At 70.5% G+C, this 11,183-nt stretch carries 7 protein-coding genes; all 7 read left to right on the top strand.

Going from position 1 to position 11,183, the window contains the following annotated elements; translation table 11 throughout:
- Positions 1 to 21: 21 nt before the first annotated feature.
- A complete protein-coding gene (locus AB0305_RS09875; protein WP_366172712.1) occupies positions 22 to 1,617 on the top strand; it encodes an aminotransferase class I/II-fold pyridoxal phosphate-dependent enzyme in 1,596 nt (531 codons plus the stop codon).
- A complete protein-coding gene (locus AB0305_RS09870) occupies positions 1,614 to 3,275 on the top strand; it encodes an amino acid adenylation domain-containing protein (RefSeq protein WP_366172710.1) in 1,662 nt (553 codons plus the stop codon). The genes AB0305_RS09875 and AB0305_RS09870 overlap by 4 nt, the downstream gene beginning before the upstream one ends.
- Entirely contained in the window at positions 3,272 to 5,743 is a 2,472-nt protein-coding gene (locus tag AB0305_RS09865; RefSeq protein ID WP_366172708.1) for a polyketide synthase, read from the top strand. Before AB0305_RS09870 ends, AB0305_RS09865 begins: the two co-directional genes overlap by 4 nt.
- Positions 5,744 to 5,753: 10 nt before the next feature.
- A complete protein-coding gene (locus tag AB0305_RS09860; protein WP_366172706.1) occupies positions 5,754 to 6,929 on the top strand; it encodes an acyl-CoA dehydrogenase family protein in 1,176 nt (391 codons plus the stop codon).
- Positions 6,926 to 9,769, top strand: a complete 2,844-nt coding sequence (locus AB0305_RS09855) for an aminotransferase class III-fold pyridoxal phosphate-dependent enzyme (protein ID WP_366172704.1) — start codon at positions 6,926 to 6,928, stop codon at positions 9,767 to 9,769. Before AB0305_RS09860 ends, AB0305_RS09855 begins: the two co-directional genes overlap by 4 nt.
- Positions 9,766 to 10,932: a nitroreductase family protein gene (locus tag AB0305_RS09850; RefSeq protein ID WP_366172702.1), complete on the top strand. Its 1,167-nt coding sequence runs from the start codon at positions 9,766 to 9,768 to the stop codon at positions 10,930 to 10,932. The genes AB0305_RS09855 and AB0305_RS09850 overlap by 4 nt, the downstream gene beginning before the upstream one ends.
- Before the next feature lie 11 nt (positions 10,933 to 10,943).
- Positions 10,944 to 11,183 (top strand): hypothetical protein (locus tag AB0305_RS09845; RefSeq protein ID WP_366172700.1); only part of this gene is annotated, 240 nt, incomplete at its 3' end.

The following is an 11,183-nucleotide window of genomic DNA, read 5'->3' as shown; positions in this document are numbered from 1 at the left end:
CACCGATCCGCGAAAGGCCCCATGAATAACGCCGAATTGCTTGATAGCGACCGCAAAGCCGCCGTGGTGCGCGATGTGGTGCGCACGCACTCGCAGTATGCCGAGTCCGATCTCGATCCCGATGCGCTGCTGCAGGAGGAACTTGGCATCGACTCGATCATGCTGGCCGAGATCGTCGCCGACCTGAAGAAAGTGTTCCGCGGCGCTGGCCATGTCAGCGCGGACCAGTTCGACACGCTCGGTGCGCTGCTGCACGGGTTCGCCGCGTTCGAGCTCGACGCGGCGGCGCCTGCCCCGCGCGAAACCAACGGCGCGCACGTGGATGCCGCGCAGCCGCAGGCGTGCAACGGGCGTGCACCGGAGGCGGCGAGCCTCACGATGCGCGACTTCATCGCCTCGGGCGAGTCCGACCTCTTTGCCAAGACACGCCGCTTCGGACGCTTCCTGCGCGAGCGCGAGACGGCCGGCGAATTCTGGTACGGCATGGCGTCGAGCGGCCTCTGTACGAACCGCGCGCGCATCTTCGACCGCCTGGCGGGCCGCGAGCGCGAGTTCCTGCTGTTCGCCTCCAACAACTACCTGAGTCTCGCCAACGATCCGCGCGTGCTGGACGCGATGGCGCAAGCCGTGCGCGAATATGGCGCCACCAACACCGGCAGCCGGTTGATCGGCGGCACCACGGACTTGCACCTGCAACTCGAGCAGCGCCTCGCGCGCTTTAAGGGCCGCGAGGACTGCATCGTGTTCCCGTCCGGCTACTCGGCCAACCTTGGCACGATCTCCGCGCTGCTCGGCGCCAACGATGTCGCGGTCACCGACGCGTACAACCATATGAGCATCCAGGACGGCTGCAAGCTGTCCGGCGCCGCGCGCAAGATCTACGCGCACAACGACATGGAGGCGCTTGAGGCCGTGTTGCGGCGCTGCGACGACCGCCCGGGCGGCCGGCTCATCGTGGCCGATGGCGTCTTCAGCATGCATGGCGACGTGGTCGACCTGCCCGGCATCGCGGCGCTTGCGCGCAAGTACGGCGCCCGGCTGCTGATCGACGACGCGCACTCAACCGGCGTGCTCGGCGCCACGGGATCGGGCACGGCCGAGCATTTCGGCATGAAGGGCGCCGTCGATCTCGAGGTCGGCACGATGAGCAAGGCGCTCGGGGGGCAGGGCGGCTTCGTTGTCGGCGACAAGGAGGTGATCGACTACCTGCGCTTCTACGCCAACGCCTACGTCTTCGCGGCGACGATTCCCGCAGCCATCGCCGCGGGCTTGATCGCGGCGCTGGATGTGCTCGAGGCCGAGCCGCAACGGCTTACACGGCTGTGGGACAACGTCCGCTATCTCAAGGCGTCGCTGGACGCGCTCGGCTTCGACACCGAGCACTCGGCGAGCGCGATCGTGCCGATCGTGATCGGCGACGAGCGCCGCGCGATGGCGATGGGGCGCTCTGTACGCCGGCGTGGCATGTTCTGCCAGACCGTCGTGTTCCCGGGCGTGGCGGTCGGCGACGCGCGCCTGCGCATCAGCGTGCTCGAATCGCATACGCGCGCGGACCTCGACGAGGCGATCGGGATCCTCACGGAATCCGCGCACGAGAACGGCCTGCTCCCGCAATGACCGCCGCAATGACCGCACCACGCATCGCGACGGCCATGACCGCGCCCGATCCCGACCGCTTCGTGCATCACGCGCTGCTGCGCCACGCTGGCGAGCGCCCCGACGCGCCGTTTCTGCTCGGCGGCGCGGGCGTGCGCTATGGCGAGGCCGCGCGCTGGGTCGCGCGGCTGGCCGCGAGCGGCCTGCTGCCGGCGCCGGGCGAGCCCGTGGCGATCTGGATGGACAAGGGCAACGGCTACGCGCTGGCGATCCTCGCGGCGCTCTTTGCCGGCAACCGCTACGTGCCGCTCGACGGCGCGCAGCCCGTGGAGCGCGCGGACACGATCGTCGGCGATGCGGGTGCCACGGTGCTGATCACCGACAGTGCGCACGCGGCGCGCTGGCTCTCCCATACCGTAACGGCACAGCTCTCGCGCCTGCTCGTCGTCGACGATGCGCCGCTCGAGATCCCGCCGCACGCCATGAGCGCCGCGCGCGGTCTCGTGCTGCAGCTCAGGGCGGACCTCGCGGACCTGTCGGACCTGCGCGACGAGGCGGATCACCCCGCGGCCGTCGCCGTCCCGTGCGAGGACGACGACGTGGCGGCCATGCTGTACACGTCCGGCTCCACGGGCCTGCCCAAGGGCGTGCAACTCAGTCACCGCAACCTCGCGAACTTCGTTGGCTGGAGCGCGGACACGCTCGGCCTCACGGCCGCCGACCGCCTGCTGAATTTCGCGAGCTTCAACTTCGACCTCAGCACGTTCGATCTCTTCGCGAGCCTGCGGGCGGGCGCGGCGCTCTACGTGACCAGCGAAGCGCAGACGCGCCAGGTAGCGCAGGTGGCCGGGCTGATTGCGCGGCACGGTATCACCACGATGTACAGCGTGCCGTCGATGCTCGCGCTGCTCAACCGGGCGGATGCGTGGCGCGGCATCGCGCCGTGCGCGCTACGCAATGTCGTGTTCGCGGGCGAGGTCATGCCCAAGCCGCAGCTGCGCACGATGGCGGCGCAGTTGCCGGCCGACTGCGCGTTCTACAACTTCTACGGGCCGACCGAGACGAACGTCTGCCTGTACCACCGCGTTACGGAGGCCGACCTCCACAATGACGCGCCGCTGCCGGTCGGCACGCCGATCCGCGCAACCGAGGTCTGGCTGCGCGACGACAACGGGCAGCCGGTGACCGCCCCCGGCGAGATCGGCGAGATCTGGGTACGCGGTGCGTGCGTAACGCCCGGCTACTGGCGGCGCGACACCGATCCCAATACGGCCAACCACCGCGCGGGCATGCATGCGACCGGCGACCACGGCGAGATCGTCGATGGCGTGCTCGTCTACCGTGGCCGCAAGGACCGCATGCTCAAGCTCAGCGGTTATCGCGTGGAGCTCGGCGAGATCGAAGCCGCGCTCGCACGTCACCCGTCCGTGCATGAGGTAGCAGTGCTCGCCCATGCGGACGAGCCGGGCGCGGCCGCGCGCCTCTTCGCCTGGTACGTGCCGCGCGGCACGGGCGAGGCCGTCGCGCCGCTCGCGCTACGGCGCTTCTGCGCGGACCTGCTGCCGGCCTACATGATTCCGAACCACATCGCGCAACGCGACGCGCTGCCGCGCACGCCCAACGGCAAGATCGACTATCGCGCGCTGCAGCGGGGAGTGTCGCAGGAAGGCGGGCAATGAACGCTGCCACGCGTGCGTGCACCGCACTGGCGATTACCGGCATGGCCTGCCGCTATCCGCATGCGGACGGTATCGAGGCGCTGTGGCAGTGCATGCGGGGGCCGCAGGGGCCCATGTCGTCGCGCCGGCTTGGGCCATCGTCGGCCGATCCGGGCGCCTTCGGCATTCCGCCGATCTACCGCCATTCCATCAACGACGTGCAGCTCGATCTGCTGGCGCTGTCGCGCGATGCGCTGGCGCAGGCCGGGCTCGATGCCGATGCGATCGATCGCGAGCGCACAGACGTGATTTTCTGCCACGCGCTCGGTATGAACCGGCAGTACGAGAACTACGCGCGCATTGCCGCGGTCGCGTGGGCAGAGCCGGTCTGGGCCAATGCTGGTGGCGGTGCCGATGCCGAGCGGGCGCGTGCGGCGTGGAAGCGCAAGCTCGACGCGCTGTTCCGTGCCACCAGCCACGACAAGGTTGGCGAGATGGCGAGCACCATGCCGGCGCGCGTGGCGTCGCACTTTCGGCTGCGTGGCCGGGCGCTCGCGCTTGAAGCACAAGAGCGCAGCGCCATCGAGGGACTGCTCGCCGCCTGGGATGCGATCGCCACCGGCCGCGCTCAGACGGTGCTGCTGCTCGGCGCCCAGAGCCTGGCCTCGCCGTCGCTCGAGGCATTGCTGCGCGAGCGCCTGCCTGCGCCACTCGCGGATGCGCTGTGCGAAGGCGCCTGCGCGCTCGTGTTGCAGGATGCCGATCTTGCCGGTGCGCGCGCCATCGCATGCATCGATGCGATCGGCCTCGAGGGCAACGCCGGTGGCGGGCCGCAAGCGCCGGTACGGGTGCAGGTGCTCGACGGTGTGGACCCCGTTGCTGGTGAGGCGGCGCCGGACGTGGTCGTGCCGGCGCATCAGGCGTGTGGCTACGGCTATGCGATGCAGCCGCTGACGGCGCTGCTGCAGGCCGCGCTGTTCCAGCAGCGCGGCGGGCCATCCTGCACGCCGCCGGTCGCGCCGGACGGACTGAGCGTGACGGTGCGGGGTGCGGCAACGGACGGAAACCCATACCGGATTGACCTGCGCGCGGCAAACGTGGCGAACGCGGCGCACGAGGTGCACGAGGAGAAGCGTCCGTACGACGACGCCATGCCGGCACCCGTTGCCCCCGTTGCGGTCGTCGCGATGGGCACGCGCTTCGGCGACGGCCGGGACATGGCGGACTACTGGGAGGCACTGCGCGCCCCCACGCACCGCTTCCGTCCGCTCCCGGCCACGCGCCCGGGCCACGCGGCCTACTACAGCGCCGATCCCCAGGCGCCGCTCAGCTACTACATCGATCAGGCGAGCTACTGCGAGCCTGCGGAACCATCGCGCGCGCAGGCGTTCGATCTCGCATGCGCGGCCGGCCGGGAGGCCATCGGCAGCCTGCCGCAAGGGCTGGCCGGCGAGGCGGGCCCGGTGCTCGTCGTCACCGCCTCGAACCTTACCCCGGCGCCGCTGCGCCGCGTGGCGGTGCGCCATGAATTGCCGCGCATCGAGGCCGCGCTCGCGGCGCTGGCGCGCGAATTCGGCATGGACGAGGCCGCCGCCGTGGCAAAACTGCGCGAGCAGGCGCACCACGAGCAACCCGCCACTGCCGCATGGGATGCCTTGAGCGCCAGTGGCATCAGCCGCGCGCTGGCCGGCATGCTGCAAGCCCCGGCGCGCTGCGTTGCCGTCGAGGCCGCGTGCGCGGGCTCGCTCGCGGCGCTCGACCTGGCCGTGAACAGCCTGCGCAGCGGACGCTGCCGGATCGCCGTGGTGGCGGGCGTGGAAACCCCGGTCAACACCGCCGATCTCGTGCTCTGCGCGTCGCAACGGATGCTTGCCACGGGCCTCATCGCGAGTTTCACCGAGGCTGCCACGGGCTTCACGCCCGGCGACGGCGCAGGCGTGCTCGTGCTGTGTGCCGGCGAAGACGCCGCGCGTTGGGGGCTGCCCGTACTGGCGCTGATCCGTGCCTCGGCGTCGTGCACACAGAGCAAGTCGATGGTGGCGCCAAACGCGGACGGGCAGGTCAAGTCGATGCGGCGTGCATTCGAGCAGGTCGAATTCGGCCCCGATGCCGTGGACTTCGTCGAGACCCACGGCACCGGCACGCTGATCGGCGACGAGGTCGAGATCAGCTCGCTCGCGCAGGTCTACGGCCCGCGCACGCGGCCGCTTCGCCTGGGGGCACTGAAGTCGCGCTTTGGTCATTGCTTCGCGGCCGCGGGCATCGCGGGGGTCATCAAGACGGTGCTCGCACTGCGCGCCGGGTCGATGCCCGCCAACTATTTCGGCGCGCCGGTCAAGGCCGGCCTGCGGCTGGACGAACACGGCTTCGATCCGCTCGCGCAGGCCGCGGACTGGCCAGCCGGCCCGCTGACTCGCCGCGCCGCCGTCAATGCATTCGGCACGGGCGGCGTCAATTACCACGTATTGCTCGAAGAGAGCAGGACCTGAACCTGAATCCATGGACTTTTCCACCAGTGCCCGACACCGGGACATCGCCGTGCGCATGGCCGCCCTCGGGCGCGACCTGCACGATTCCGGACTCGCCGCGCGCGACCGCGAGGGCCGCTTCTGCACCGAGCGCTGGAAGATGCTGGCGTCGCAGCGCGTGCATGCGCTGACAGTACCGCCCGCCCAGGGCGGCGCGGGTTACGGCGCGCTCGATCTCGTCTACGCGCTCGAAGCGCTCTCCGAGCATTGCGAGGACACGGGGCTGCTGTTCGCGCTCGCCGCGCACCTGTGCGCATGCGTGCATCCGCTGGCGGCGTTCGGCGACGCCGCGCTGCGCGAGCGCTGGCTGACGGCCATCGTGGAGGAAGGCCGGATCGGCGCGCACGCGATCACCGAGGCGCAGGCCGGCTCCGATATCAGCGCGATGCAATGCACCGCCACGCGCGAAGGCGACGGCTACCGGCTGCACGGCGAGAAGCGCTACATCACCAACGCGCCCGTGTGCGACTTCATTGTCGTGCACGCGCGCACCGGCAATAGCGGCGGCTTTCTCGACTACAGCGCGTTCGTGCTCGACAGCCGCAGCGTCGGCGTGCAGATCAGCGCGAAGCCGCACGAGAAGGTCGGCCTGCGCACCACGGCGATGGGCGACATCCGCTTCGACGGCACGTGGGTGGCCGCCTCGCAGCGGATCGGCGCAGAAGGCTCGGGCGGCCCGATCTTCCAGGCCAGCATGGAATGGGAGCGCAGCTGCCTGTTCGCGATCTACCTCGGCGCGATGCGGCGGCAGTTGCGCCGCACGTGGCAGCACGCGCGTACGCGCGTGCAGTTCGGCCAACCGCTCGTTGCCCACCAGGCGCTCGCGCACCGGATCGCGGACATGCACGTGCGGCTCGAAAGCGCGCGTCTCGCGTGCCTGCACGCGGCATGGAAGCTGGACGAGAAACTGCCCGCGCAGGATACGGCGGCTATCGCCAAGCTGCTGGTGTCTGAGGCAAGCGTGAAGAATGGCCTGGACGCCCTGCATATCCATGGCGCGAGCGGCGTGATCGAGGGCGACATCGAGCGGCAGTTGCGCAACGCGCTGCCATCGACGCTGTTCTCGGGCGGCAACGAGGTGCTCAAGGATCAACTACTGCGGCAGCTCGGCCGCGTACTCCAATCATCGGCAGGACAAGCATCATGAAGACGCAAGCCAGCGTGGGACAAGCCGGGCTCGGCAAGGAAGACCTGCTCGCTGCCGCGGGCGTGTACGTGGAGTACACGCGCGCCGAGGGCGACTACCTCTACATGCGCGACGAGGACGATGAGGAAGTGCCGGTGCTCGACATGGTCGGCGGGTTCGGCGCATCGCTGCTCGGCCACTATCACCCCGAGATCACGGCGGTGCAGCAGGACTGCATCGCACACCGGCGGCCGTTCCTCGCGCAGGGCTCGTGCCGACAGCGCTCGCTCGACCTCAAGGAAGCGCTGGCCGACTACCTGCACCGGCATACCGGCACGGACTTCAGCGTCGCGCTCTATAGCACGGGCACCGAGGCCGTGGAGGCCGCGCTCAAGCACGCGCGCTACGCGTTCGGGCAGCGCGTGGGCGCGCTCGCCGATGCGTGCAACGCCAACGTGCGCGAGCTGCTGACGCGGCTCGAGCGCGGCGAGGTGCGCATCGAGGCGGCGTTCCTGCATGATTGCGAGCGCCTGCTGGGCCAGGAGCCGCTGGAAGGACTCGACGATCTGCTGGCCGCCGTGGCGGCCGCCAACCGGCAGGCGTTCAACGCGCAGCCCGTGATCGCGGCCTTTCCGCGCGCGTTTCACGGCAAGACCATGGGCTCGCTCGCGCATACCTGGAACCGCGACGCGCGCCTGCCGTTTATCCGCAATCACGGCGCGGCGGTCTTCATCGAGTCGCCGCAGGACTTTCTGGAGGAGGTGGAGCGCCGCAGCCTCGCGTACTTCCGCTTCGAGTTTGCGCCGTTGCGGCTCGTCCGCTGCACGATGCCGACGCTCGCAGCCGTGATTTACGAACCGTTGCGCGGGGAGGGCGGCGTGCTCGAACTCGGGGCCGCCGACAAGACGCTGCTACGCGAGTTGCGCGCGCGTCATCCGCAGGTGGCGCTGATCGCAGACGAGATCCAGTGCGGGCTCGGCCGGACCGGGCACGCGGTGGAGAGTCTCGCTTGCGAGCTGCCGGCCGACTACCTGACGTTTGCCAAGTCGCTCGGCGGCGGACTGGCCAAGATCTCGGCGCTCGCCGTGCGCAAGGATCTCTACTACGCCGAATTCAGCATGCTGCACAGCTCGACCTTCGCCGAGGACGACATGTCTTCGATGATCGCAAAGCGCAGCCTGGAAATCATCGAGCGCGACGACCTGGCCGGCCGCAGCGCGCAGCTCGGCCAGACGCTGCTCGGCGAGCTGCGCGCGCTGCAAAAGCGCTGGCCGCGCGTGATCGCCGACGTGCGCGGCCGCGGCTGCATGCTGGGGATCGAACTGCAGGACTATGCCGATCACCCGTCGGCCGTGCTCTCGAGCCTCGCGCAGCAGCAGATGCTCGGCATGCTCGCCGCGGGCTACCTGCTGCATCGCCATCGCGTGCGCGTGCTGCCGTCGCTCGGGCGCCGTCGTGTGCTGAGGCTGCAGCCGTCCGCGTATCTCGGCAGCGCCGAGGTCGGGCGCGTTTGCGAGGCGCTCGACCAGCTGTGCGCGGTGCTCGACGCAGGCGATGCCGCCACGTTGCTGCGCCACTTGTCGGGGCCCGGTGAGGCCGACGCCGACGCCGACGCCCGCGCAGCGGCCGCATGGGCCGACGCAGCCGCGTCGCAAGCCGGTGCCGCTGCCGCCACGAACGCCTGCGAGCGTGTCGGCTTCATCGCGCACCTGGTCGATACGGAAAGCATGCGCGCGTGGGACCCCGCCGTGGCGGCGCTCTCCGACGACCAGCTCGGCGAGCTGCGCGGACACATGCAGCGCGCGCTTGAGCCGCAGCGCGTGGCCCGCCGCCGCGTGCGCTCGGCGCTCGGGCACGAGGTGGAACTGCTGCTCTACGCGATCCTGATGGACGCCGAGGCCATCGAGCAGGACATGCGCTTCAACAAGTCCGGGCAGATCCGCGCGCAGGTCCATCACGCGTACCGGCAGGCGCGCGAGGACGGTTGCAGCCTCGTGGGATTCGGTGGCTATACGTCGATCGTCACGGCCAACTGCACGGACTTCGACCACGACCACCCGGCGGTGACCACGGGCAACGCGCTGACCGTGGCCACGAGCATGTCCGCGCTGCGCGACGCCGCGCGCGCGTCGAACATCCGGCTCGCATCCGCGCACGTGGCCGTGGTCGGCGCGGCCGGCAACATTGGGCAGACGCACGCGGCCTTGCTCGCGCGCGAGTGCGGCAGCTTGCTGTTGCTTGGCCGCCCGGGCTCGCTTGGACGGCTGCGCGCCGCCGCCACGGCGGTGGCCGCCGAATTGCGCGAAGCGCTGCGCAGCCCCTGGGGCGTGGTGGATACCGCGGACCACCAGGCTGGCGAAGGCGAGCTGATGGTCCGCGTGCGGCGCGCATGGGGCGGTGAGTCGCCGCCCGACGCCGAGTCGCTCGCCGCATGGCTGCTGGACGAAGGACTGATCCGCCTGGGTGACGCCGTGGAGCTGTGCCGGCTCGCGGACATCGTCGTGAGCGCATCGAACAGCGCGCACGCGGTGCTCGATGCCGCGTGCTTCGCCACCGACCGACCGGTGCTCGTCTGCGACGTGGCGGTGCCCGGCGACGTCGACGCGGCGTCGCTCGCCGTGCATGACAACGTGCGCGTGATCCGTGGCGGCATTGTCAACTTGCCGATGGCGCCGGACTTCGGCCTGCCCGGCATGCGGCTCGCGCCGGGCAAGGTCTATGCGTGTGCCGGCGAGACGCTGCTGCTCGGGCTCGCGGGCGTGCGGCGCGACTTCAGCAAGGCGGCCATCACGACCGCGCAGGTGCGCGAGATCGGCGCACTCGCGCGTCTGCATGGCTTCGAGCTGGTGCAGAAACAATGAGCGACGCGCAGGCGCATACGCCGGATAAGCGCACGCCGCCCCCGCCGGCATCGCTTGCCGATCTGCTGGCGCTCGCCGCGCTGGCACCGTCGTCGCACAATTGCCAGCCGTGGCACGTGAGCCTGCTGGATGCCGAAGGACGTCCTGTGAGCGGGCCCGATGCGCCGCGCCGGCTGGTGATCAGCATCGACCGGCGCCGTGCGCTGGACGCGCTGCCCGCGCTGCACACGGAGATGTCGATCAGCGCCGGCGGCTTTGCAGCGATCCTGCTGAACCTGCTGCGCCTCGCTGGCTGGCAGGCGGAAGCGGCACTGTTGCCCGCGCCTCGCGATGTGCCGGGCGGCAGCCTGTCGCCGCTTGTCCGCATCGACCTCGGCGGCTTCCAGTCCGGGCGGGTATCCCCGCAGCTGGCGCGGCTCGCTGCAGCCCTGCGCCGCCGCCACACCGATCGTGGGGAATACGGCGGCACGTTCGATCTCTACGCGCTCGCACGCTGCAACCTGCTGCCGCACAGCCTCGGGGGCGCGGCGGACGGCCTGCGCTGGCGCGTGGTGCAGTCGGGCAAGCGCTACGAGCGCCTGTGCGAGTTCTACCGGCGTCACGCGGCGCGCGACTTCGTGCATCGGGCCGCGTGGCGCGAGACGTATCGCCACCTCGTGTTCAGCGACGCACAGTCGGTGCCGGACGGCATCGGCATCAACATCCAGAGCCTGTTTGGCCCGATGCCCGCATGGCGCCGCCAGCTGCATCGCGTGCTGCTGCATCCGGCGCTGCTCGCGGCGTTCGGTCCCGTGGGCGCGTCGGCGCGCATCGGCGTGCATCTCGAACGTCTGATTCGCGGCAGTCCGGCCGTGGTGGTGCTGAGCGCGGCGCCGAACAGCCGGCTCGCGAGCCGCGACGTGCTCGCGGGTGAGGCCATCGTTCGCCTGTGGCTCGCCGCCACCGAGCACGGACTCAGCCTGCATCCGCTCTCGGTCGCGCTGCAGCACCCGGACCTGCGCGCGGCGCTCGGCCGGTTGCTCGGCTGCGAAGAGCCGCTGCTGTTCATCGCCCGTGTGGGCACGCCGCTGCAGGCGAGCGGCCCGAGCCGCCGCTACCGGCGCGCGCCCGCGCTGTTCTGTTCGCCGCCGCCGGCAGCGGACGCCCCTGTTCTTACGCAATGACCGGAATGCCCATGCCTCAGACATCGATCCTAACCCTCGGCCTTGTGGCCGTGTGCCTCGCATGCGCCGCGCCCGTCGTGGCCTCCGCCGCCCAGCCACCCTCGTCCTCGCAGGCAGCTGCGCCCGCGCGCGTCCAGCCCGGTATGCAGCCCGACACGCAGATGCTCGCGCAGTGGATCCACGGCGCCGAGCACATCCTGCGCGGCCAAACCTCGGCCGCCGTCATGAGCATGAAGATCAAGAAGACGAGC

This window comes from Arthrobacter sp. NPDC080086, from assembly GCF_040702285.1.
The sequence above is the reverse complement of the archived record's forward strand: the minus strand, read 5'-3'. Positions and strand labels throughout refer to the sequence as shown.

Bases quoted from the DNA above. Each gene is read 5' to 3' on its own strand.
- AB0305_RS09850 (WP_366172702.1), top strand. From the start codon at position 9,766: ATGAGCGACGCGCAGGCGCATACGCCGGATAAGCGCACGCCGCCCCCG.
- AB0305_RS09865 (WP_366172708.1), top strand. From the start codon at position 3,272: ATGAACGCTGCCACGCGTGCGTGCACCGCACTGGCGATTACCGGCATG.
- AB0305_RS09855 (WP_366172704.1), top strand. From the start codon at position 6,926: ATGAAGACGCAAGCCAGCGTGGGACAAGCCGGGCTCGGCAAGGAAGAC.
- AB0305_RS09875 (WP_366172712.1), top strand. From the start codon at position 22: ATGAATAACGCCGAATTGCTTGATAGCGACCGCAAAGCCGCCGTGGTG.
- AB0305_RS09860 (WP_366172706.1), top strand. From the start codon at position 5,754: ATGGACTTTTCCACCAGTGCCCGACACCGGGACATCGCCGTGCGCATG.
- AB0305_RS09870 (WP_366172710.1), top strand. From the start codon at position 1,614: ATGACCGCCGCAATGACCGCACCACGCATCGCGACGGCCATGACCGCG.